The sequence below is a fragment of the [Bacteroides] pectinophilus genome (assembly GCA_025146925.1).
Taxonomy (GTDB): domain Bacteria; phylum Bacillota; class Clostridia; order Lachnospirales; family Lachnospiraceae; genus Bacteroides_F; species Bacteroides_F pectinophilus.
Map to the genome: position 1 here is coordinate 3054724 of CP102260.1, position 23765 is coordinate 3078488.

Genomic DNA, 23765 nt, shown 5'->3' on the forward strand with positions numbered 1-23765 from the left:
CCTTTTTATTTCATACTTATACAATACAAAGTCAATCTCAATTTAACCTCAACAAGGTTTGTTTTTTCATCCATGCAAAATCTTCTTTGTACAACAGACTGTTAGATATAGCAAAAACGGCCTTTCAAAAACAGTTAACTTCTAAATCAACTGTTTTTTGAAAGGTCGTTTCATCAGATTCTTATAGCAATCCAGCAAATAATCTCATAAATAATTGTCCTAGTCGCAAATATGCACTTCGTCCGGTTTGATATTGGTCTGTCACATCACGACATTCTCCCATCGTTCTTATCAGATCATTTTTTATTTCCACAACTGCCTGACAATCTGCCATAAAACAGCCGTTTTCAAAATGGTGATATAAACTTCGATAATCCAAATTAATTGTTCCACAAGTTGCCATACAGTCATCTGCCACACTCATTTTTGCATGACAGAAACCAGGAGTCCACTCATAAACACGAACACCATGTTTAACTAATCCATGATAAAAAGAACGCGTTATATTATAAATGAATTTTTTATCAGGGATACCAGGTGTGATAATTCTTACGTCTACCCCTCGCTTAGCAGCCAGACATAACGCATGCGTCATTTCATCTGTTATGATTAGATATGGAGTCATAAACCAACAATATTTTTCAGCTTTATTTATCATACTGATATAAACTTCTTCTCCTACCTGCTCATTATCCATAGGGCTGTCTGCATAAGGTTGAACAAACCCAGTTTGCTGTGCCGCATAATCATAGTGGAAAAGGTATTTACTAAAATCAGGATCATTAGCATCCTTAGCACTTACTGCATTCCACATTTCCAAAAATGTCACCGTAAGCGACTGAACAGCATCTCCTTCTAAACGAATACCTGTATCTTTCCACTGTCCATACGGGTGTGTGTAATTAAAATATTCGTTTGCTAGATTATATCCACCTGTAAATCCGACTTTTCCATCAATAACTGTTATTTTTCTATGATCACGATTGTTCAAAAACAGATTTAAACCTGGCATAAACGGATTGAATACACGGCAATGAATTCCTATTGCCTCCATCTTTTTCACAAAATCTGTGTTAATAAAGCCTATAGAACCCATATCATCGTAGAATACTCTAACTTCCACACCTGCTTTTACTCGCTCTTCCAGAACATCTTGAATCTTATGCCATGCTTCAGCGTCTTCTATCGCATGATATTCCATAAAGATAAACTTCTGTGCTTTCTCCAAATCCTTAAGCTGTGCCTCTAATCCTTTCACTGCTTCATCAAAATACACAATATCCGTATTCTGATAGATTGGATACTGCGAATTTCTTTGTATGTAACTTGCTATATTTCCTGCTTTCGGAATTGTTTCTTTTATTCTGCTCAAACACTCCTGACTGTCCGGAAGCATTGGTAACAATTTGCTATCAATTTCTGCATATCGCTCACGCATTTTATGTGTGCCACCATTCAAACCAATCAACAAATACAGGCCTACACCCATAATTGGGAAAATTAGAATTAAGATGACCCAAGGCATTTTCATAGAGGATGTCTTATTTGATGCGTACAATCCCAAAACCAAGATCCCACTCAAAATCCTTGTAAATAAATTTATGATTTCTGCATATTCATTCAAGCGTGTTACGATAGTAATAATAAAAATCACTTCCAGAAGAATGCAGATTATGGAAAAACACAGCCGTTTTACCCCATTTTTTGTTTTTGCTTTGCCCTCTAAAGTATCTTGTTTCATATATCTTCCACCTTCCTACTTGCTCAGTTTTCTCCCTAAATTTCGTGAAACATACCAATTTTGTCTTTTATTCTCTGCATTTCATTATCTGCTTCAATGATAGCTCTTGCAGAATGAAGTAATTCTTCACTTATCTCATCATAGCCAGGCATTTCTTCAATTCCTTTTTTATAGCGAAGTTGATGTTCCAATGTTGCCCAGAAATCCATACCATTGGTTCGAATCTGTAATTCTACACGCATAGGTGTTTTACCCTTAGCAAAAAATACTGGTATTTCAACAATCATATGATAGCTTCGATAACCATTCGATTTTGGATTTTTTATATAATCTTTTATTTCAATAACTTTAATATCATCCTGTTGGGTAATCAAATCTGATATCATATAAATATCGTCAATAAACGCACAAACTATTCGAACGCCTGCTACATCATTGAGATATGTCTGTATATTTTCTGTTGTAAATTCATATCCCATCTTCTGCAGTTTATCGTAAATACTATTGGGCTTCTTAATTCTTGTTTTTATAAAAGAAATAGGATTTCGATTGTTCTCAACTGAAAATTCATCATCCAAAACTTCAAGTTTAGTTTGTATCTCCCGAATAGCACAACGATACATCATCATTAAATTATAAAATTTTGTAGCATTATTTAAAAACTGTAATAGATGGTAACGAATTTATTTTTCTCCTAACAGAACCTTTTACTTCTTTTTCATTCTGCCCCTTTTTACAAAAATCAAAATCACATTCTTCCAATGAGCCATTATAACACTTCTCGAAAAATGAGGCTGCGTCCAGATTTGTATGTAATCCTGTAAGATGCAGATAATTGTCTTCATGTGCACTTACTATATAATATTCATTTTTTTCAAACGCTTTAGAACATAGCAAATATTCATATTCAACATAATATTTCTTATATAAATCTGCACATTGAATAACTGTTTCTTTTACGCGTTGCGAAAAACTCTTTTGTTCCTCCATTAAACCTCCATATAGTAAAATAGAAGGATAATCACACAGTCATCCTTCTACTAATTTTTCACAGTTTATTCTGCAATGGGAATGGGTTTTCGGTCTCCATCCCGACCACTGGAACAGGTTTAAGGTCTCTGTTCCGACCTTATAAGTATCTCTTTTTGTACTTTAATTTTACATCCCATCCCTCAAATAGTCAAAGAATTTTTCTTCTTTATATAAAGATATTCTATACTTTATTATATGCATTGCCATTGAAAAAAGAGCCCGACGCATCAAGCTCTTTCTAGGTGTTGTCCGAAGACGTCCACCGCAATTCATAGACATAATATACTATATGGCCAAAATTTGTGCAAGTTGTATTAACAAATTAACTGCATATTTGTGTCACCAGTGGTGTCACAAAATTAACTTATTATACTTTCATCGTCCGTAATGCAAATTATTCCAACAAAAAAGCGGCAATGATTCCCCGACCATTGCCGCTTCTATAAATTAATGTTCCCAGCGGGAATCGAACCCACAACTAGCGCTTAGGAGGCGCTTGTTATATCCGTTTAACTATGAGAACCTTCCGGCTCAAAAGAGCCTTTATTATTTTATATGTATTTGTCACATTTGTCAAATATATTTAGATGAGGACTTCGCCCTGCAGCCATACAACACCCTTGAACCTTCTGCCTACAGCCGGTTCGCCGACAAGGTCCGCCTCGTTGATCGCCATGTCAAATACGATGTCATTGCAAATGAGCTTGAGAATCCATATCTTCTCATCAGTGATTACATTGGTCTGATTATCGACCTCCAGAATCTCACCTATAACCGAGTATTGGTCGCACTCAACACCACATGGCATAAATGAAGTATCCACAATTGAAAGAACATCTTCATTCATAATTCTTCTTGATATCGCTGTATATGTATCAAGGTCATCAATAGTAAGACTCTCTATGGCGTCCTGGTCACCATTCTTGGCTGCCGCCAGCAGATTCCTTCTTGCTGCATCCTTAGCTGCCTCACGGCCTGATACAGGACGTCTTGACGTGCTGCGGCTTGCTGTTGGCAGAATTATCATTCCGCCTACCGAAAGCGCCGAGAGAATGACATCCTTGCCGCTTATCGCATCCTTCTCTGCCGGATTCTTGCGGTCAAGCATAAAATAATCCGGCTTTTCCTTACCGGATTCAACTCTGCCCTGTCTGTACCTCAGATAATCAAGTGCATTCTGAAGATAGAACATCAAAGTCACTCCGGGCTTAAGGTCGTCACATATAACTTCATATGACTCCTTGTCATAATGCCGCTCTATCGATAACTCGTCATTGTCACTTCTGCTGCTCCCCATAAGCATCGGATAATAATAAATAGGTCTGAATGACGAAGCACTGCCATCCTTAACATCCTCAAGAGCCCCATATACACATATGCCCGTGCTGTCGCTTATCGGCACCAGCAGCTCTGCTCTTCCGTAGTATTCATTCTTCTTCATGAGGAGATTATTCTCCGGACTCTGCGCTGCCGCCGACTCTATTAACTTCTTCTCGCCCTCTGCGTCAAATTCTGCAAATCCTATTGCCCTCAAAAAAAGATGCATACTGCCATTCAAACCTTTCCGGATACTGATTGCTAATCAATCGTATCAACTATAAATAATGTAAGAATCTTCATAAGATCCTTAAAATCCGGCTTCTCATAATCATGTCCGTCTGCTCCTTTAAGAATCTTTATAACAGGTCTCTCCGGTGCTTCCGAATTCTGTTTCTCCACTACACCGATCTCGCCGTCACTTGTAAGTACTCTCGTTCCTACCGGATATACCGCCATGGTCTTAAGAAGCTTGGATGCAACAGAACGCTCATATATAATTCCGGCATTGACCTTTATGTACTCAATAGCCTCATATATCTTCATCTTCCTGCGTCCGATTCCGCTTATCATTGCATCAAAATCATCACATACCGCAACAAGCTTAACCTCCTGGCTTACCCTGAATCTTGAATTCTGGAAAGGATATCCATTGCCATCCTCACGCTCATGATGCATAAGTATAATATCCTTGGCTGTGTCAGAAAGCCATGTCTCATCCTGAAGCGCGCTATATCCATATATAGTATGCTTCTTATATTCCATCTGATTCTTCGGAGACATATCTTCGACATCCACATTAATATAAGGAACCTTTATATACTTAAGCCCTATATCGTGAAGTATCGCCCCCATTGCTATATCATGCACCTGAGTCTCTGTCATCTTAAGCCTTATGGCAAGAATTGTTGACATTGAACACACATTAATACAATGAGAATACATGTCCGTGCTTATATTACGTATCTCAGTAAGTCCGTTAACAACCTCCGGTTTCTCGATAACAGAGTCCATTATCCTTACTGCTTCTACCGCAACCTTCTGCAAATCACTGTTATGCTTGTAAATGTGTTTTTCAAGCACATTCTCAATATTACGCTTTGACTCGCTATATGTCTCATCAATACTGTATACTCTGTTCTCATCCGCACCATTATTGCGTATGTATACATCCTGAATGTCAAGTTCGCGCAGTTTTTTGATATATTCTTCGCTAAGTACCGTTCCTTCGCTTATCAGTATGACGTTGCCTGATGACACGACCGGCATGCCAAGAACCTCATTACCTCTTAAATTGTCTACATGTACCTGTTGCATTGCGTGCTCCTGCTGTATTCTGACCGTCTCCATCTGATTTTAATCCGCATATATGTACCAATATGTAAAATATACATATATATGCCAGATATTTCTGTTAGTATTCTAACATAATATATTTGAATACACAATATAACTCTTTATTGAGGTTATTGTGAAATAATTCCTATATATCCATGTAAATGTTGACATTTGGTCGTTTTAAGCATATAATGCAATTGTTAAAATATTAACGATGTATAAATACTAATACAGGAGGTATTGCAATGGAGAACATTGTAGACAACATGGACGCCCTTAATGCCAGGCTTGCACAGGTGCGCGACGCACAAAAGATATTTGCTTCATATACACAGGAGCAGGTAGACGCAATATTCAAAGCAGCTGCCATCGCCGCTAATCAGGCGCGTATTCCACTTGCCAAGATGGCTGTTGAGGAAACAGGCATGGGTGTAGTTGAAGATAAGGTTATCAAGAACCACTATGCCGCCGAGTACATTTACAATAAGTACAAGGATGTACAGACATGTGGTGTTATTGAGGAGGATAAATCATTTGGAATTAAAAAGATTGCTGAACCCATCGGTGTCGTAGCAGCTGTAATCCCTACTACTAATCCTACGTCCACAGCAATTTTCAAGACACTTATTTCACTTAAGACACGTAACGGAATTATCATAAGTCCGCATCCAAGGGCTAAGAGAAGCACAATTGCTGCCGCCAAGGTTGTACTTGACGCTGCTGTTGCTGCCGGTGCTCCTAAGAATATTATCGGATGGATTGATGTTCCTTCAATAGAGATGACTAATACGCTGATGCAGGAGGCTGATATCATACTTGCAACAGGTGGTCCCGGAATGGTTAAGTCAGCTTATTCTTCAGGTAAGCCGGCTCTCGGCGTTGGTGCCGGTAACACACCTGCAATTATGGATGCAAGCTGTGACATTAAGCTTGCAGTTAATTCAGTTATCCACTCCAAGACATTTGATAATGGTATGATTTGCGCATCAGAGCAATCGGTAATTGTGGATAAGTCTATATATGACGCTGTCAAAAAGGAATTTGCGTACAGAGGATGTTACTTCCTTAAGGATGATGAACTTGATAAAGTTCGTAAGACAATCATTATAAACGGTTCTCTCAACGCTAAGATTGTAGGCCAGAAAGCATGCACTATTGCAGCACTTGCCGGTGTTAAGGTTCCTGAAGCAACCAAGATACTTATAGGTGAAGTAACATCTGTTGATCTGTCAGAAGAATTTGCTCATGAGAAACTTTCACCTGTACTTGCAATGTATCGTGCGAATAACTTTGAGGATGCTGTGGATAAAGCTTCACATCTTATTGCTGACGGTGGATATGGTCACACATCTTCTCTCTATATTAATATTGAGACACAGGCTGATAAGATTGCAGTCTTCTCAGAAGCAATGAAGACATGCCGAATCCTCATCAATACCCCTTCGTCACATGGTGGTATCGGTGATCTCTATAACTTCAAGCTTGCTCCTTCACTTACACTTGGCTGCGGCTCATGGGGCGGCAACTCAGTATCAGAAAACGTAGGTGTAAAGCACCTTCTCAATGTTAAGACTGTAGCTGAAAGGAGAGAGAATATGCTTTGGTTCAGAGCTCCTGAAAAGGTATATTTCAAGAAGGGATGCCTGCCTGTTGCACTTGACGAACTTGGTAATGTAATGGGTAAGAAGCGTGTATTTATTGTAACTGACCAGTATCTGTATAAGAGTGGTTCTATCAAATGTGTAACAGATAAGCTCGATGAACTCGGGATTATTCATTCAGAATTCTTCAATGTAACACCTGACCCGACACTTGCATGTGCCAAGGAAGGTCTTGCACAGCTTAAGCTCTTTGAGCCTGACTGTATAATTGCCATAGGTGGCGGATCACCTATGGATGCAGCTAAGATTATGTGGGTAATGTATGAACATCCGGAAGTTGATTTCATGGATATGGCAATGCGCTTTATGGATATCAGGAAGCGTGTATACACATTCCCTCACATGGGCGACAAAGCTTATTTCGTTGCTATTCCTACATCATCAGGTACAGGCTCAGAGGTGACTCCATTTGCCGTAATTACTGATGAGACAACAGGTACCAAGTACCCTCTTGCCGATTATGAACTTATGCCTAAGATGGCTATTGTCGATGCTGACATGATGATGAACCAGCCTAAGGGACTTACAAGCTCTTCAGGCATTGATGCACTTACACATGCCCTTGAAGCTTATGCGTCAATAATGGCAACTGATTTTACAGATGGTCTTGCACTTAAAGCCATGAAGAATATATTTGAATATCTTCCTGATGCATACGATAAAGGGCCACACGATGCCAAGGCACGTGAGAAGATGGCTGAAGCCTCTACTATGGCAGGTATGGCATTTGCCAACGCATTCCTTGGTGTCTGCCACTCAATGGCTCACAAACTCGGTGCATACCATCATCTGCCACACGGTATTGCCAATGCACTTCTTATAACTATAGTTATGAGATTCAATGCTGCGGAAGTTCCGACTAAGATGGGAACATTTTCACAGTATGCATATCCTCATACACTTGACAGATATCTTGAATGTGCTGATTTTCTTGGAATTAAGGGACGCACTAAAGAAGATAAGTTTAATAACTTTATCGATGCAATAGAGGAACTTAAGGATAAGGTTGGAATTAAGAAGACTATTAAGGATTACGGCATTGAGGAAGCTGACTTCCTTGCTACTCTCGATGAAATGGTTGAGAATGCATTTGATGATCAGTGTACAGGAGCTAACCCAAGATATCCTCTTATGAGTGAAATCAAAGAGATGTATCTTAAGGCTTACTATGGTGAATAAATAAGGAGGGGATATCAATGAAGTTTGACAATTGCATTTCCAAAGGAAAATTAAAAAGCGTCTATCTTAAAGACGGCAAAGCCATTAAAGTATTTGATAAAAAATACAACAAGTCAGATGTTCTCTATGAAGCACTCAATACTTCGCGTGTAGAGGACGCCAAAGCTGATGTACCTAAGCTTCTCTCTGTTGATGTTATCGACGGACAGTGGTGCATTACAAGTGAATATGTCGAAGGCAGTACTCTTGCTGAGTTAATGAAAGCTCATCCTAAGAAGATGGATACTTATCTACAGCAGATGGTTGATCTTCAGCTTTCTATCCACAGCAAGCGTAATCCTCTTATGATAAGACTTAAGGATAAGCTCATAAGACAGATTAACGATCTTGACTGCATAGATTCTACCAAAAAATATGAGATTCTCACAAGGCTTAACGGAATGCATGAACATTCAAAGCTTTGCCACGGCGACTTTTCTCCTGAGAATATCATTGTTACCAAGTCCGGCAAGCTTGTTGCCGTAGACTGGGTACATGCAACACAGGGCAATGCAAGTGCTGATGTGGCAAGAACTTATCTTCTGCTTGCTCTCAACGATATAGCTGTTGCAGACAGATATCTCGATATCTTCTGTGCCAAGTCCGGAACTGCCAAAAATTATGTTCAGAACTGGCTTCCTATCGTCGCTGCTGCACAGCTTGACAAGAAACGTCCTGAAGAGAAAGAACTCCTTACGAAGTGGATAGATGTTGTTAACTTTGAATAAGTATTCAATATAAATATTTAAACAAAGTTCATAACACAAGAATAAAAATCCGCAGGCGACATTGATTATGATTGCCTGCGGATTTTGTGTTATATAATTAATATAATGATACCAGGGTTAAAAGGTATCAAAGTCGGGGGCTTTTGCCCCCGACATCATATAATAATTCTACTATTATTCTGCCGTTCTACTGTTTACTGTTATGGTTCTATAACTGTCTTACCACCCATGTATGGCTGAAGAACCTTAGGAATACGGACACTTCCATCTTCATTAAGATTATTCTCAAGGAATGCAATAAGCATTCTTGGTGGTGCAACAACTGTGTTGTTAAGTGTATGTGCAAAATACTTCTTGCCATCCTCGCCATTTACACGAATCTTAAGACGTCTTGCCTGTGCATCTCCTAAGTTAGAGCAGCTGCCCACCTCAAAGTACTTCTTCTGTCTTGGTGACCATGCCTCTACATCAAGTGACTTAACCTTAAGATCTGCAAGATCTCCTGAACAGCAGTTAAGTGTTCTTACAGGAATATCAAGTGATCTGAAGAGATCTACTGTGTTCTGCCACAGCTTGTCATACCACATATTGCTGTCTTCAGGCTTACATACAACAATCATTTCCTGCTTCTCAAACTGGTGAATTCTGTACACGCCTCTCTCCTCGATTCCGTGCGCACCCTTCTCCTTACGGAAACATGGTGAATAACTTGTAAGTGTCTTAGGAAGTTCTGCCTCAGGCGTAATCGTATCGATAAACTTACCAATCATTGAATGCTCACTCGTACCGATAAGATACAAATCTTCACCCTCAATCTTATACATCATGGCATCCATCTCTGCGAAACTCATAACACCTGTAACTACATTACTTCTTATCATAAATGGAGGTACACAATATGTGAAGCCTCTGTCAATCATAAAGTCTCTTGCATATGAGATTACAGCTGAATGAAGTCTTGCGATATCTCCCATGAGATAATAGAATCCATTACCTGCAACCTTTCTTGCAGAATCAAGGTCTATGCCGTGAAGCTTTTCCATAATATCTGTGTGATACGGTATCTCAAAATCAGGTACAAATGGATCACCAAACTTCTCTATCTCTACATTTTCTGAATCGTCCTTACCGATAGGAACACTGGGATCAATGATGTTAGGAATTGTCATCATTATCTTAGTTACCTTTTCGTTGAGTTCTGCTTCCCTTGCTTCAAGCTCTGTAAGGCGCTCAGCATTCTTAGCTACCTGTGCCTTAAGTTCCTCAGCTTCTTCTTTCTTGCCCTGTCCCATAAGCATACCAATCTGCTTTGATATCTTATTACGGCTGCTTCTAATCTCATCTGCTTCCTTCTGAGTTGCTCTTGCCTGCTCGTCAAGTGCTATAACCTCATCAACCAATGGAAGTTTCTGATCCTGAAACTTATTTCTGATGTTCTGCTTTACTACTTCTGGATTCTCTCTGACAAATTTTAAATCTAACATTCTTTATGTCCTCCGTAAAGATTTTATTAAAATGTTTCACGTGAAACATTTGTTATTAATTCTGCTGTTCTTGTTCCTGCTGTTCCTTTGCCGCTGCAGCCTCAGCTTCTGCTAATTCTGTATCATCAAGGCCAAGTGCGTCCAATGCCTCATCCAGTTCATTAATATCTACTGTATTATTAATAACCTCATTCATATGACCGAGATCTGTATCGCCAAGTGGTCCGGCAATCGCCTTTTCAAGACTTTCAGCTTCTTCTTCGCCAAGCTCAATATATGACTCGCCTGCAACTATCTCCTTGATATACATGTAGCAGCCCTCTCTGCTGTGCATTGAATTAATGATAAATCCATTATTCTTATTATCAAGCATTGTAAGTGCAAAGCTGAGTTTGCCGCCCATCTCATGAAATGCATCGTACTTTACAATTCCAACCTTCTGGTATGAATAGTGAATCTTATCAAGCAGGAACTTGATATTCTTCACATTCTTGGCATTTATCCTCTTGAGATCCTCTATTTCTTTAAATCTTTCTTTTAGCAGAGGTTCAAGTGACCTGGCATCTTTGCCTTCCATAAAATTCTCATACTTTTTCCTAGTGTGTCCCATCTTGCAGATTGCTACAATTGCAAGAATAAGTGATACTATTGATATTATCCCCATCACTAATACTGCTATTATAACATACTGCATGTCAACCGAAAATAATCCAAAAAAGTTAACCATTGTATGCTCCAATCTTTATCCACCTGATTTACTTAATTGACTGAAGCATATCCATTATACGCTCAAGTTCATCCTGTGAATAGTACTCAATTTCAATCTTACCCTTATTATTTTTTCTGTTGTGTATCGAAACCTTAGTTCCAAGTACAGACTTTACCTTTTCTTCAAGTTCATGATATATAAGTTCTCTTGCAACGTCTTTTTCCTTTGGTGCTTCCTTCTTTTTATCAAGAAGCTTCATAAGTTTTTCGGTTTCCCTGACGCTGAGCTTCTCATCAAATATCTGCTGTGCAATCATATACTGCTTATCACCGTCTGATATAGCAAGAAGTGCTCTGGCATGTCCGTTGCTTATCATGTTATCCATAACCATCTGCTGAACTCTCTCATCAAGTTTCAGTAATCTCATCGAATTAGCAATAGCTGCACGGCTCTTTGATACTCTTTCTGCAACATCATCCTGCTTAAGCTTATATTCATTTATAAGATGCTGATAGGCCTTTGCCTCTTCAATAGGGTTAAGATCTTCACGCTGTATATTCTCTATAAGCGCTATCTCCATAACCTCCTGTGACGAATAGTCTTTAATAATTACAGGTACTTCTTTAACTCCCGCAATCTTAGCAGCTCTCCATCTTCTTTCACCGGCTATTATCTCATAATATCCGTCTTTCTTCTGTACAAGAAGAGGCTGAAGTATTCCATATTGTTTAATAGATTCAGCAAGTTCTATAAGAGCATCTTCATCAAATGCTTTCCTAGGCTGTTCTCTATTAGGTTCTATCTCAGAAATTCTCAGCTTCGTATCAGCCGGGACTTTCACCTCTTTAATTACTTCTTTTACAACTACCTTTTCGTTCTTGTCTTCTACATCTTCAGCTATAAGAGCTCCTATTCCCTTGCCGATTCCTTTTCCAAGTCCCTTACTCTTGGCTGCCGGCTTAACTGCAGGCTTCGGTGTTGTCTTTGGTGTTCCCTTAGTTACAGTTTTTGCTGAGCTTTTACTGTTTTTTGCTGACGCCATTGCTATGTTCTCCATTTCTACTTAAATATTGTCATACTAATACTGCAATATTGCATTAACCAAAATTCTGATTCATGACCTCTTCTGCCAGTAATCGGTAGCTTTCTGCTCCTGCTGATTTGGAGTCATATATATTAATAGGAAGTCCATGGCTTGGTGCCTCTGCAAGTCTTACATTTCTTGGTATAATCGTCTTATATATATTCTGTCCAAGATTCTCTTTGACATTCTCAACCACCTGAAGTGAAAGATTAGTTCTTGCATCATACATTGTGAACACAACTCCCTCAAGTTCAAGTTCAGGATTCAGCTTACGTTTTACAAGATTAATTGTATGTATAAGCTGTGTAAGTCCCTCAAGTGCATAATATTCACACTGTATAGGTACAAGTACAGTATCAGCCGCCGTCATTGCATTAACCGTAAGCATACTGAGTGATGGTGGACAATCAAGCACTATATAATCATATCTATCCTTAATATCATAGAGAATATTCTTTAAAATATATTCTCTGTTTTCTACATCAATCAGTTCAATCTCTGCTCCTGCAAGATTGACATTAGAAGGAAGTACATCAAGATTATCAAATACATCTTTTTGTATTGCATCATCAGCACTTATAGTGCCAAGCATAACCTGATAAATGGTGTTCTCAACATCATCTTTTGATACTCCCAGACCACTTGTTGCATTCCCCTGTGGATCAATATCCACTATAAGAACCTTCTGTTCCTTTTCTGCAAGACATGCCGCAAGATTTATTGCTGTTGTTGATTTTCCAACGCCACCCTTTTGGTTGGCAATTGCAATTATTCTTCCCATATTTCCTCATTTCTGTGCATGTTTTGTGAATGCACCACAACACAACCTGCATTTTTAATAATAGCACAATTTTGCTGCATACTCAACACTTATACTAATTACAAAAACAAAAAATGTTTCACGTGAAACATTTTCACATGAAACATTTTAAAAGACCTGTCTCAATTATCATTTAATATCCACTATCTTATTCTTAATTGCAAATACCGCAGCCTGCGTTCTGTCCGATACATTAATCTTACGGAATATATTAGATATATGATTCTTAACAGTACGCTCACTTATCTTAAGCTGCACTGCTATCTCTCTATTAAACATACCGTTAGCAATAAGCTTAAGTACCTGAAGTTCTCTCTTAGTAAGATCATTAACCTTACCTGTCATTATATCACGCTCAACAAGGCTTGAATTAAGCAATGGTGTAAGTGAAGGTTCAACATATCCTTCTCCCATATGAACTGCTGTAATTGCCTTGCGTAAAGTTGCCGAATCCGAATCTTTAAGTACATATCCGTCACAGCCTATATCAAACACCTTAATAAGATAATCAATTTCTTTGTGAATAGTAAGAACTATTACCTTATTAGTAAGCTGTTGCTGTTTCATAATATTAAGTACCTGTATACCATCCAGATTAGGCATATTGATATCGAGAAGAACTATTTCCGGATTAAGCTTGTTTATAAGATTAAGACATTCATATCCGTCACTTGCCTCACCTACAATCTCAATATCGCCTTCAAGTTCAAGTATCTGTTTGAGACCCTCACGAATCATTGCATGATCATCAGCAATAAGTATTCGAATTGGTTTGTTATCATTCATTACTTTCTTCCTCCGTATGTGAGACACATGGTATTCTGATTATATTGCATGTTCCACTGTCATGACTGCAGTCAATTACTCCGTTGAGAAGTTTAACACGTTCTTTTATAATTGCGAGTCCGAATCCCGAATTATGCTTTTCCCGGTTATCTCTGTTGACGGCATCATCATCATAGCCTTTACCATCATCTTTGTGATTAATAACAATCTCATTATTATCTGAAGAAACAGATATATTAATATTATTGCCTTCGGAATACTTTATCGAGTTACTTGTCAGTTCCTGTATTATTCTAAATACCGACAATCCGATTACATCATCAACAAAGCTTTCATCAAGGTCTTCCATATCTATAGTAATATTCATATCTGTCTGTGATTCACACTGATTAATATATCTGCTTAACGTTGTCTTAAAGCCTACATCATCAAGTGCCATTGGCCGCAAATCATAGATAATATCACGAAGTTCATCGATGCACTCTCTCATAGTCTTATTAATAACTTCAAGTTCAAGCTTTGCACGTTGCGAATCGGAATCCATTACCATCTGAACAAATTCAGACTTGTGAATAAGTGCAGTCATCTTCTGAACAACAGAATCATGTATGTCGCGCGCTATTCTCTGACGTTCACTCTCTCTGATTGAAAGCATCTTATATCCGTTTACATCATATAAAGGAACTTCTTTATCAACTTCACCAATCTTATCAAGTCTGTTATCAATGATTACAACTCTTTTTTTCATAACATCAATGTCTTTTTGCAGGCTATCTCTTCGCTCTTTAAGTAACCTTATCTCACGCATCTCATCAGATTCATTCTTATCTGCCGGCTTAAAGACATTAATAGTATTATCAACCTGTAGTTCAAGCTTTTTGATTGCATCATCAATAGATGCGATATTGAGTTCACATCTGTATATGTTGCTTTCTTTTTCTTTTCTTTCTACTTTCAGATTGTTCTTTTCGGTAGTAAGGAATTCCTTTATCTTATTCATAGATATCCCCATATTCATTAAATCTGTAATAATCCGCTCATATACTTACATATTTTATATATTATATCGCATTTTTGTGCAAATTTAAAGCTTTTTATTCTTACTCCCATATATTATAATAATAGATAAAGCAAATAATGTATATATTTATTTAGGAATGGAGATATAATGAATAAGTGGCACAAATTTGGCATTGCTGCAGGAATAACCGGAAGTGCAGCATTTATAACATATCTTATTAACCGTGTAATATTCTCAACCTCAGTATCTTTTGAAGTTACACAGACTAATGACAGACAGATATACAACTGGAGATTTGGTGATATATCATATCGTGTAAAAGGAAGCGGAACACCTCTTCTTCTGATTCATGACCTTACACCGGTATCAGGAGCCTACGAATGGAACAAAGTCTTTGATGAACTTGCCAAAGATCATACCGTATATGCCATAGACCTTATCGGCTGCGGCTATTCATCCAAGCCATCGATTACTTATACAGCATATCTGTATGTGCAGCTTATTGAAGATTTCATTAAAAATGTTATCGGCAGACGAACTGATGTAATTGTAACCGGTGACAGTGCACCTATTGTAATAATGGCGTGCCATAATAATGATACTCTTTTCAACAAACTTATCCTCATTAATCCGGAGAATTTTGAAAGTTGTTCACAAATTCCCGGTAAAAGAATGAACATATTCAGGAAACTGCTTAACACAGCCATAATAGGCAATTCTATTTATAATATGTCAGTTTCAAAGAATGCAATAACTGAACTTTGCCAGAACAGGCTTTTCTACAGCAAAGCCTCTGCTTCTGTTATTAATGCACTCCATGAGACAGCCCATCTTGGCGGATTTGGTGCGAGACACCTTTATGCAAGTACAAGATGTCATTACACATCTGTCAATATAAATAAAGCTCTTGCAGCAATCAATAACAGTATCTTTATAATTGCCGGGGATAATGCAGTTAATATGGAACATACAATCGAAGAGTACATAGAGACCAATCCGGTCATAGAAAGTGCTGTGATACCGCGCTCCAGACATCTGCCGCAGCTTGAACGTCCGGCGCGCTTTATCAATCAGCTCAGAATATTTTTATAAATTTACAATGGCTTACTTGATGGAAGTCCTGCTTTGCGAGGATACTTCTTATCTGTGTGAGCCATTTTTTTGATTATAACAAAAGAACGCTCTATATCTGTACCCGGAAGTGTGAGCTTCTTAACACCTATTGTCTTTGCACCGAGAAGCTTAAGCGCATGAGTTGCAGTCTTAAGTTCATCATCAATATCGCCTGATTTGTAGGAGATAAAATATCCTCCTGTTTTAACATACGGCAGACAATATTCTGCAAGAGTTGAAAGAGTGGCAACTGCCCTGGACACGCACAGATCATAACTCTCCCTGTAATCAGGCTCTCTTGCATAGTCCTCTGCTCTTCCATGAATTGCTTCTATATCATTAAGTCCCACAGTTGATATAACCTCATTAAGGAACTTAATTCTCTTGTTAAGTGAATCAAGAAGAGTAACCTTTACACTAGGAAATGCTATCTTAAGCGGAATTCCCGGGAATCCCGCACCGGTACCGATATCAATAACCTTAATCGCAGTATTGGTGTCCGGAAGCATCTTTGCATATTCTTTATCATCAAATACTGTCTTAACAGCAAGACTGTCAAGAAAATGTTTAACATACACATCATCCTTTTCAGTAATTGCCGTAAGATTCATAACCTTATTCCATTCCACAAGAAGCTCATAATACTTCTGAAGTGCTTCCTCCATAGAATCATCAAGCTCTACATTAATTTCATTAAGAGCATCCGTAAAATTCATACTAATCTCCATTCCGCAGGCACAAAGTGCCGGATGAATTGCGGGCCAAACGTCAGATTTGGCTCTGCGACAGATGCTATTTGTGGTACCTGCGGCACAAATAGCTGTGTAAAAAATCAGGCATCAGGCTGATTTTTCACACTTCTCACACTATCCATATACACAAGCAATACTGAGATATCTGCCGGCGATACTCCCGATATTCTCTGTGCCTGTCCTACATTGAGCGGTCTGAACTTATCAAGCTTCTGTACTGCTTCGCTTCTTAGACCGCTTATTGCCTTATAATCTATATCAGACGGAATTTTCTTATTCTCGAGCTTCTTAAAATGCTCTACCTGCCTGCGCTGACGCTCAATGTATCCGGCATACTTTATATTAATATTAACCTGTTCTCTGATATCTTCGCTAAGTTCAGGTCTGTCCTTATCAATCGGTTCAATGTCGTCATATGAAAGCTCAGGTCTTCTCACAAGGTCAGCAAGTGTTACTCCGTTAGTAAGAAGCGTGCTGTTCCTGCGCTCAAGAAGTTCCTGCACATTCTGTGATGTCCCGACAAACGTATTGTTAAGTCTTTCTATTTCTTCGTTTATTGCCTTTTCCTTATACTTAACGTAATTCATTCTCTTCTCGTCAATAAGACCTATCTCATAGCCATAATGTGTAAGCCTTAAGTCTGCATTATCCTGACGCAGAAGAAGCCTGTATTCAGCCCTTGAAGTCATCATTCTGTAAGGCTCTGTATTCTCCTTTGTTACAAGGTCATCAATAAGAACCCCTATGTAGCTTTCCGAACGCTTCAGTATAAGCGGTGACTTGCCAAGTACCTTCATCGCTGCATTAATCCCCGCGATGATTCCCTGTGACGCAGCCTCCTCATAGCCTGAGCTTCCGTTGAACTGTCCGCCTGCAAACAGACCTTCTATATTCTTGAATTCAAGTGAAAGCTTAAGCTGTACAGGATCTATACAGTCATATTCTATTGCATATGCATTACGCACGATGCGGACATTTTCAAGTCCCGGAACTGTACGGTACATCTCATACTGCACATCTTCAGGAAGCGAACTTGACATTCCTCCAAGATACATCTCGTTAGTATAATTGCCCTCAGGCTCGATAAATACCTGATGTCTTTCTTTATCAGCGAATCTTACGACCTTATCTTCAATTGAAGGGCAGTATCTCGGGCCGGTTCCGTGTATTACACCTGAATAAAGAGGTGACCTGTCAAGATTGGCTCTTATAATCTCATGTGTCTTCTCGTTAGTATATGTCAGCCAGCATGATACCTGCTCTTTCTGAATATCGTCAGGATTGGTTGTAAATGAAAACGGAACAATTTTGTCATCACCCTTCTGCTCTGCCATCTTTGAAAAATCAATAGAACGCTTATCAACTCTTGCTGGAGTTCCCGTCTTGAATCTTCTTACACTTATTCCATTGGCAATAAGGGATTCTGTAAGATGATTTGCAGCCTGAAGCCCATTAGGTCCTGTATAGTTGCTTACATCGCCATATATACAGCGCGCCTTAAGATATGTTCCCGTACAAAGTATAACGGCTTTTGCATGGTACACAGCTCCCGAGTATGTCTTAACACCCTGCACTCTGCCGTCATTTACTATAAGCTCACTCACTTCAGCCTGTCTTATATGAAGATGTTCCGTATTCTCCATAACCATACGCATTCTTCTGCTGTAATCCTGCTTATCAGCCTGTGCACGCAAGGAATGTACGGCAGGGCCCTTTGACGCATTAAGCATCTTGGACTGTATAAATGTTGCATCTATATTCTTACCCATCTCTCCGCCAAGCGCATCAATCTCTCTTACCAGATGTCCCTTTGAACTTCCGCCTATATTAGGGTTACAAGGCATAAGTGCTATACTCTCAACACTTACCGTAAAGCATATTGTTTCAAGTCCAAGACGTGCACATGCAAGTGCTGCCTCACATCCGGCATGTCCGGCTCCTACTACGACAACGTCATAACTTTCTTCTACATTTTTCATTAGGTTATTCCTCTTATTATAAATATCTTTATTTTCCCATACAGAATTTACTGAATATCTGATTAACAAGATCATCCTCAACAGCCTGACCTATTATCTTGCCAAGACTCTCATACGCATTAAGCAGGTCAATCGTATAACAGTCCTCAGGCATTCCGTTCTCAATGCTCTCTTTTACAAGTTTAAGACTGTTTATTGATTCTTTCAACATATTTTTATGTCTTGCATTGGTAATGTAAATCTGGTCGTTGCTGCTTATCTGTCCGGCAAAAAACATCTGCCTTATTGTATCTGAAAGCTCACGGATTCCGGTCTGCTCCCTTGCGGATATTGCAAGAACAGGAAAATCAGTATGTGCTCTCATCTGCTCTACTGAGAGCACATTTTCAACATCTGTCTTGTTTAGAAGAACAATAACATGTCTTCCTTTTACAAAATCAAGTATTTTCTTATCATTATCATCCAGATTGCGTGTTGCATCGGCAACATATATTATAAGGTCAGCGTTCCCGGCACATTTCATTGCCTTCTCTATACCTATTTTTTCAACAATATCCTCAGTATCACGTATTCCCGCCGTATCAGTAAGATTAAGAATAACGCCGTCAAGACTTATGGATTCCTCCAGCGTATCTCTTGTTGTTCCTGCAATATCCGTTACTATTGCCCTGTCCTCACCCGCAAGCGCATTAAGCAGACTTGACTTACCGGCGTTGGTCTTACCTAATATTACAGTTCTTATTCCATCCTTTAAAATACGTCCGTTATCAGAAGTTTTCAACAAAGAGTCTAGCTTATCCACACACTTATCCACATCTTCAGCTAACTTATCACCATATCCGTCAAGCGTATAGTGCTCAGGATCATCAAGCGCAGCCTCGATAAATGCTGTATTGTCAAGGATTATCTCTCTTATCCGCGTAATTTCTTCTGAAAGTTTTCCACGAAGCTGCATTACCGATGATGACAGCGCATACTCATTCTGTGAGTTGATAATGTCAATTACCGACTCAGCCTGCGTTAAGTCGATTCTTCCGTTAAGAAATGCTCGCTTGGTAAATTCTCCGGGCTCTGCCGGCCTTGCTCCCGCATCTATTACTGCATCAAGAATTTTCCTTGTTACAAGTATTCCACCGTGACAGTTAATCTCTGCTACGTCCTCGCGTGTGTATGTATTAGGTGCTTTCATGACTGAGACAAGTACTTCATCAAGCACCTTATCATCTTTTACTATTGTCCCATAATGTATTGTATGGCTTGCACAGTCTGCAAGTTTTTTGCCTGAGACGCCTCTGAAAAGTCTGTCTGCAACTTCTATTGCTTCATCTCCGCTTATTCTTATTATTCCTATGCCGCCGCTTCCCATCGTTCCTGTAGATATGGCTGCTATAGTATCTGTTATAAACATACACACCTCCATACATCTATATATTATGGTTAAAATATTCCTATATTAAAACAGGCATACAGTGCTCCGAACACTGTATGCCCAACATGATTCTTAAGTCCGGACCTGAATTAGTTTCTGCCGTAATCCTTCTTATAATTATCACGTCCACCTGAACGGTAATCATTCTTAAGATATACTATTACATGTCTGAAAGGCTCCTCGCCCTCACTTCTTGTTGCTACGAACTTATCATTCTGAAGTGCTGAATGAATAATACGTCTCTCATAAGGATTCATTGGCTCAAGAGATACAGGTCTCTTAGAACGCTTAACCTTATATGCAATATTCTTGGCAAGTGATTCTAGTGTCTCTTTTCTTCTCTTGCGGTAATCTTCTGTATCAACCTTGACACGCATGTACTTCTCGTTCTCTTTATTAACAACAAGACTTACAAGATACTGTATTGAATCAAGTGTCTGACCTCGCTTACCGATAAGAAGTCCCATCTCATCGCCACCGAGTTCTACATTAACGCAGCCCTCTTCTTCATTAATCTTAATGTCAATATTAACATCCATATCCATTGCCTTGAACATATTATCAAGGAAATCACGTATTACTTTATCAACATCGCATGTAACTACCATCTTCTTGTGTGGCTCAGATAAAACTTCATCACTGTTATCTGAAGTTACATCCGCCTTATCAGAATTAGCAGCAGGCGCCGCAGCTTCCGTACTCTTAACTTCAGCAGCCTTTTCTTCCTCTGCCTTCTTCTCTGCCTCAACTTCAGACTTAACCCATGCCTTAATCTTAGCAGGGCGGCTTCCAAAGCCAAGAATTCCGTTACTTCCCTTATCTATTACATCATAACCAATGTTATCACTTGTTGTTTCAAGCTCAACAATTGCATTCATAAATGCGTCTTCTACCGACTTACCGGTAATCTCAATAACATTTGCCATTATTTATTCCTCCTACTTATTGTGCTTCTCATTCTTTTCGTTGTACTTAGACACCATATTAGCCTTAGCTGAGAGACTTCCCGGCTTAGCTGATGAAGACTTATAATACTCAGTAGAATCAATTATCTCCTTAATCTTCTTATCATTGGCTTCTTTCTTAGCCTTGGCCTGTTCTAACTTATCCTGTGATGAAGCTATTGACTTGGTAGATATCTTTGCATTATTAGTAATCTTCTGCTCCGGAAGACCCTGTTTTGCTCTCTTCTTATTAATCTTATCGACATTTTCCTTAACTATCTCATCAACACCCTTCTTATCGAAGTACTTGTTAATGATGAACTGCTGAAGAATCTGGAATACTGCTGTTGCTGACCAGTAGAGACCAAGACCAGCAGGAAGTGATATTGCCATTACTGCAGACATAATAGGCATTACTGTATTCATCATCTTCATTGATGCTGCAGCAGGGTTGTCCTCATTATTGCCGGTTGCCGGATTCTGTGTCTGCATCATTCTTACACTGAGATACTGTGTAACACCTGCAAGTATAGGTATCAGAATTGGAAGACCTAAAGTAAGTCCCGGATTCTGTGACATGTTAATAGTAAGGAATGAATTCATATGATTGAACTCATTAAGGTTATTCGTTATAAGCTCTGCCTGTGCAGGAAAAAGCTCAATAAGCTTATTCCAGTTATCTGTTGAGAATACATTAAGCACATCAATAATGCTGTTCATATTCGTCAGATCCTTATTGGCAAACTGAGTAAAGTTGCTGCTTAAGATATCCTGATATCCTGCAACTGACATAATTCCGTTGTCACTTGAAAGCATTGCAGTAAAAAGCAGCTTAATCTTCGGAACATATGCAGGAATATTCTGAATAATCCTGTACAATGCCAAAAGAATAGGAAACTGTATAAGAAGCTGTGCGCATCCGCCTGTAGGTGAAGTGCCATACTTTGCATATACAGCCTTTGTCTCCTCCTGCATCTTAAGCATCTCGTTCTGATCCTTGGTATTCTTATACTTCTTCTGAATTGCCTGAAGCTCCGGCTGCATTACTGTTGACAGCTTGGTGAACTTCATCTGCTTAACTGTAAGCGGCATCATAAGAAGCTTGGTTACAAATGTAAAAATGATGATTGCAAGACCGATGTTAGGTATTCCTATTGCATCAAGTCCCAAAAACAGCCAGTTCATAATATAACCAAGAAGCTTAGCTACCGGTCCTATTATAAATGTTGTGCTCTGTGTAAGTATTGCCATAAATCCTCCATAATGCTTAACTCATTCTGTTTATCTTAGCGGGTCGAATCCACCCTTTGCAAACGGATTACAGCGCAAAATTCTCTTTACAGCAAGAAAACTCCCCTTAACGGCTCCATATTTTTCAAGAGCCTGAACGGCATACTGACTGCATGTAGGTATATATATACAGTAGCTGTGCTTCTTAAGCGGAGACAGATATTTCTGATAAAATTTTATCGCTTTAATTAGAATTCGCCTGACCATCTATTTGTTAATGAGCTTATGCATTTTTAATAAGTGCAGAAGTGCACTTTCAGTTTCAAAATAATCTTTATTCTTTAAACCGGTTCTGGCCACTACTATAATATCAAAGCCAGTCATGACTTCATCTGCATGAAGCCTGTAGCTTTCTCTTATGAGTCTTGCCAGACGGTGTCGGACGATACTATTCCCGACCTTCTTACTCACAGATACCCCCAGACGGTTGGCATCCGTTCCATTCTCCAAAATGTAGACGACAAGTAATCTGTTGGCATATGACCTCTTGGCTGCATATACCCTGTTAAAATCCGTATTACTTTTTAATGTTTCAAAATTCTTATACTTCATATTCCGTACCAACTGCCTGTTAAAAATCTAAAAATGCTGAATAAAAAATGCTGCATGTAAAAAACGTGCGCCATGCGGCGCACGTTGAAAAGCCACATGTTATGCGGCCCTAAGGTTTAAGCTGATAACTTCTTTCTTCCCTTTAATCTTCTGGCTGCTAATACCTTTCTGCCGCCCGGAGTACTCATTCTTGCTCTGAAACCATGAACCTTTGATCTTGATCTCTTCTTAGGCTGGAATGTCATCTTCATTTCTACACACCTCCTTCATCTACCAAATATAATTTCTATATAATTGGTACAAATAGTCATCATAATTAAATTTCAAAACATCATTTCAATTTTATGCATAAAGCAGCATTTTGTCAAGAAAAATTTGCGATTTACTGCAATTACACAGCGATTCACCAATATATAGTATTAATCCACAAGTTATCAACAATTTGTGGACAACTTGTGGATAACTGTGCATATCAGGACATATTTTTTCAAAATTCGCGTAAAATCAAGGCTTAATCAGTGTTGAATGTGTGTGGAACTTTTCCACATGCCTCAATTTCTGCTTATTTCCATACAAATATTAACATATGTGGACAAATGCTTTTTCCACTAAAATATTTGAAAATGAACTTGCTTTATGCTAATATGTATTTATATATCGGCTGTATATATTTTCTATTCAAATTGTAGCAGTTTCTTCCTATATTAATACATTTGTTTTTGAAAGTTACTTAGCCAGATAAATTTGTATGACAGGATAAATATATT

21 protein-coding genes, 1 tRNA gene and 1 pseudogene are annotated in these 23765 nt (G+C 38.7%); 3 read left to right on the forward strand and 20 right to left on the reverse strand.

What is annotated here, in order from left to right:
• Positions 1–181: 181 nt before the first annotated feature.
• From cls to NQ488_14495, 6 genes are all read right to left on the reverse strand, one after another.
• A complete protein-coding gene (gene cls / locus NQ488_14470; protein ID UWN95721.1) occupies positions 182–1741 on the reverse strand; it encodes a cardiolipin synthase in 1560 nt (519 codons plus the stop codon).
• Positions 1742–1776: 35 nt separating this feature from the next.
• Positions 1777–2424, reverse strand: coding sequence for a GTP pyrophosphokinase family protein (locus NQ488_14475; protein ID UWN97181.1), 648 nt, complete (start codon positions 2422–2424; stop codon positions 1777–1779).
• Positions 2393–2731, reverse strand: coding sequence for a PBECR4 domain-containing protein (locus NQ488_14480; GenBank protein ID UWN95722.1), 339 nt, complete (start codon positions 2729–2731; stop codon positions 2393–2395). The genes NQ488_14475 and NQ488_14480 overlap by 32 nt, the downstream gene beginning before the upstream one ends.
• 493 nt (positions 2732–3224) lie before the next feature.
• Positions 3225–3296: transfer RNA gene (locus NQ488_14485), tRNA-Arg, on the reverse strand.
• 60 nt (positions 3297–3356) lie between these two features.
• On the reverse strand, positions 3357–4319 hold the full coding sequence (locus NQ488_14490) for a DUF3881 family protein (protein UWN95723.1): 963 nt from the start codon (positions 4317–4319) through the stop codon (positions 3357–3359).
• A 32-nt stretch (positions 4320–4351) separates the two neighbouring features.
• Entirely contained in the window at positions 4352–5407 is a 1056-nt protein-coding gene (locus tag NQ488_14495; GenBank protein UWN95724.1) for an HD domain-containing protein, read from the reverse strand.
• 266 nt (positions 5408–5673) lie between these two features.
• Between NQ488_14495 and adhE the strand changes: the two genes are divergently transcribed.
• Both adhE and NQ488_14505 read left to right on the forward strand, forming a co-directional pair.
• Positions 5674–8268, forward strand: coding sequence for a bifunctional acetaldehyde-CoA/alcohol dehydrogenase (adhE, locus tag NQ488_14500; GenBank protein UWN95725.1), 2595 nt, complete (start codon positions 5674–5676; stop codon positions 8266–8268).
• 17 nt (positions 8269–8285) lie between these two features.
• Entirely contained in the window at positions 8286–9035 is a 750-nt protein-coding gene (locus tag NQ488_14505; protein ID UWN95726.1) for an aminoglycoside phosphotransferase family protein, read from the forward strand.
• Positions 9036–9235: 200 nt separating this feature from the next.
• Here NQ488_14505 and serS read toward each other — a convergent pair whose 3' ends face one another.
• The 6 genes and pseudogenes from serS to NQ488_14535 all read right to left on the reverse strand — a co-directional run bounded on the left by serS (position 9236) and on the right by NQ488_14535 (position 14918).
• Positions 9236–10519 (reverse strand): serine--tRNA ligase, encoded by a 1284-nt coding sequence (gene serS / locus NQ488_14510; protein UWN95727.1) that lies wholly within the window; start codon positions 10517–10519, stop codon positions 9236–9238.
• A gap of 229 nt (positions 10520–10748) precedes the next feature.
• A pseudogene (locus NQ488_14515) lies at positions 10749–11246 on the reverse strand (DUF4446 family protein).
• 28 nt (positions 11247–11274) lie between these two features.
• Positions 11275–12270 carry a ParB/RepB/Spo0J family partition protein gene (locus NQ488_14520; protein UWN95728.1) on the reverse strand — a complete coding sequence of 332 codons (996 nt, stop codon included), beginning with the start codon at positions 12268–12270 and terminating at the stop codon, positions 11275–11277.
• A gap of 55 nt (positions 12271–12325) precedes the next feature.
• Positions 12326–13093, reverse strand: a complete 768-nt coding sequence (locus NQ488_14525; protein UWN95729.1) for an AAA family ATPase — start codon at positions 13091–13093, stop codon at positions 12326–12328.
• 168 nt (positions 13094–13261) lie between these two features.
• The gene (locus NQ488_14530; protein UWN95730.1) at positions 13262–13918 is read right to left on the reverse strand and encodes a response regulator transcription factor; all 657 of its coding nucleotides are present in this window, start codon (positions 13916–13918) and stop codon (positions 13262–13264) included.
• Positions 13911–14918, reverse strand: a complete 1008-nt coding sequence (locus NQ488_14535) for a histidine kinase (protein UWN95731.1) — start codon at positions 14916–14918, stop codon at positions 13911–13913. The genes NQ488_14530 and NQ488_14535 overlap by 8 nt, the downstream gene beginning before the upstream one ends.
• A gap of 168 nt (positions 14919–15086) precedes the next feature.
• Here NQ488_14535 and NQ488_14540 point away from each other — a divergent pair, with 168 nt between their 5' ends.
• Positions 15087–16031: an alpha/beta fold hydrolase gene (locus NQ488_14540; GenBank protein ID UWN95732.1), complete on the forward strand. Its 945-nt coding sequence runs from the start codon at positions 15087–15089 to the stop codon at positions 16029–16031.
• Between the two features lie 2 nt (positions 16032–16033).
• On the opposite strand, the gene rsmG is transcribed toward NQ488_14540, so the two are convergent.
• The 8 genes from rsmG to rpmH form a co-directional block, all read right to left on the reverse strand.
• Positions 16034–16768 (reverse strand): 16S rRNA (guanine(527)-N(7))-methyltransferase RsmG, encoded by a 735-nt coding sequence (gene rsmG, locus NQ488_14545; protein UWN95733.1) that lies wholly within the window; start codon positions 16766–16768, stop codon positions 16034–16036.
• 116 nt (positions 16769–16884) lie between these two features.
• Positions 16885–18783: a tRNA uridine-5-carboxymethylaminomethyl(34) synthesis enzyme MnmG gene (gene mnmG, locus NQ488_14550; GenBank protein ID UWN95734.1), complete on the reverse strand. Its 1899-nt coding sequence runs from the start codon at positions 18781–18783 to the stop codon at positions 16885–16887.
• A 28-nt stretch (positions 18784–18811) separates the two neighbouring features.
• Positions 18812–20191 (reverse strand): tRNA uridine-5-carboxymethylaminomethyl(34) synthesis GTPase MnmE, encoded by a 1380-nt coding sequence (gene mnmE / locus NQ488_14555; GenBank protein ID UWN95735.1) that lies wholly within the window; start codon positions 20189–20191, stop codon positions 18812–18814.
• A gap of 110 nt (positions 20192–20301) precedes the next feature.
• A complete protein-coding gene (locus NQ488_14560; GenBank protein ID UWN95736.1) occupies positions 20302–21138 on the reverse strand; it encodes a protein jag in 837 nt (278 codons plus the stop codon).
• A gap of 12 nt (positions 21139–21150) precedes the next feature.
• Positions 21151–22407: a YidC/Oxa1 family membrane protein insertase gene (locus tag NQ488_14565; GenBank protein ID UWN95737.1), complete on the reverse strand. Its 1257-nt coding sequence runs from the start codon at positions 22405–22407 to the stop codon at positions 21151–21153.
• 30 nt (positions 22408–22437) lie between these two features.
• A complete protein-coding gene (gene yidD / locus NQ488_14570) occupies positions 22438–22653 on the reverse strand; it encodes a membrane protein insertion efficiency factor YidD (GenBank protein UWN95738.1) in 216 nt (71 codons plus the stop codon).
• Complete coding sequence (gene rnpA, locus NQ488_14575) at positions 22654–22998, reverse strand: ribonuclease P protein component (protein UWN95739.1); 345 nt, start codon at positions 22996–22998, stop codon at positions 22654–22656. It lies immediately after the preceding gene.
• Between the two features lie 116 nt (positions 22999–23114).
• On the reverse strand, positions 23115–23249 hold the full coding sequence (gene rpmH / locus NQ488_14580; GenBank protein ID UWN95740.1) for a 50S ribosomal protein L34: 135 nt from the start codon (positions 23247–23249) through the stop codon (positions 23115–23117).
• Positions 23250–23765: the final 516 nt, after the last annotated feature.

Coding starts and splice junctions, on each gene's coding strand:
- cls (UWN95721.1), bottom strand. CDS start 1,741: ATGAAACAAGATACTTTAGAGGGCAAAGCAAAAACAAAAAATGGGGTA.
- NQ488_14480 (UWN95722.1), bottom strand. CDS start 2,731: ATGGAGGAACAAAAGAGTTTTTCGCAACGCGTAAAAGAAACAGTTATT.
- NQ488_14490 (UWN95723.1), bottom strand. CDS start 4,319: ATGCATCTTTTTTTGAGGGCAATAGGATTTGCAGAATTTGACGCAGAG.
- NQ488_14495 (UWN95724.1), bottom strand. CDS start 5,407: ATGCAACAGGTACATGTAGACAATTTAAGAGGTAATGAGGTTCTTGGC.
- adhE (UWN95725.1), top strand. CDS start 5,674: ATGGAGAACATTGTAGACAACATGGACGCCCTTAATGCCAGGCTTGCA.
- NQ488_14505 (UWN95726.1), top strand. CDS start 8,286: ATGAAGTTTGACAATTGCATTTCCAAAGGAAAATTAAAAAGCGTCTAT.
- serS (UWN95727.1), bottom strand. CDS start 10,519: ATGTTAGATTTAAAATTTGTCAGAGAGAATCCAGAAGTAGTAAAGCAG.
- NQ488_14520 (UWN95728.1), bottom strand. CDS start 12,270: ATGGCGTCAGCAAAAAACAGTAAAAGCTCAGCAAAAACTGTAACTAAG.
- NQ488_14525 (UWN95729.1), bottom strand. CDS start 13,093: ATGGGAAGAATAATTGCAATTGCCAACCAAAAGGGTGGCGTTGGAAAA.
- NQ488_14530 (UWN95730.1), bottom strand. CDS start 13,918: ATGAATGATAACAAACCAATTCGAATACTTATTGCTGATGATCATGCA.
- NQ488_14535 (UWN95731.1), bottom strand. CDS start 14,918: ATGAATAAGATAAAGGAATTCCTTACTACCGAAAAGAACAATCTGAAA.
- NQ488_14540 (UWN95732.1), top strand. CDS start 15,087: ATGAATAAGTGGCACAAATTTGGCATTGCTGCAGGAATAACCGGAAGT.
- rsmG (UWN95733.1), bottom strand. CDS start 16,768: ATGAATTTTACGGATGCTCTTAATGAAATTAATGTAGAGCTTGATGAT.
- mnmG (UWN95734.1), bottom strand. CDS start 18,783: ATGAAAAATGTAGAAGAAAGTTATGACGTTGTCGTAGTAGGAGCCGGA.
- mnmE (UWN95735.1), bottom strand. CDS start 20,191: ATGTTTATAACAGATACTATAGCAGCCATATCTACAGGAACGATGGGA.
- NQ488_14560 (UWN95736.1), bottom strand. CDS start 21,138: ATGGCAAATGTTATTGAGATTACCGGTAAGTCGGTAGAAGACGCATTT.
- NQ488_14565 (UWN95737.1), bottom strand. CDS start 22,407: ATGGCAATACTTACACAGAGCACAACATTTATAATAGGACCGGTAGCT.
- yidD (UWN95738.1), bottom strand. CDS start 22,653: ATGGTCAGGCGAATTCTAATTAAAGCGATAAAATTTTATCAGAAATAT.
- rnpA (UWN95739.1), bottom strand. CDS start 22,998: ATGAAGTATAAGAATTTTGAAACATTAAAAAGTAATACGGATTTTAAC.
- rpmH (UWN95740.1), bottom strand. CDS start 23,249: ATGAAGATGACATTCCAGCCTAAGAAGAGATCAAGATCAAAGGTTCAT.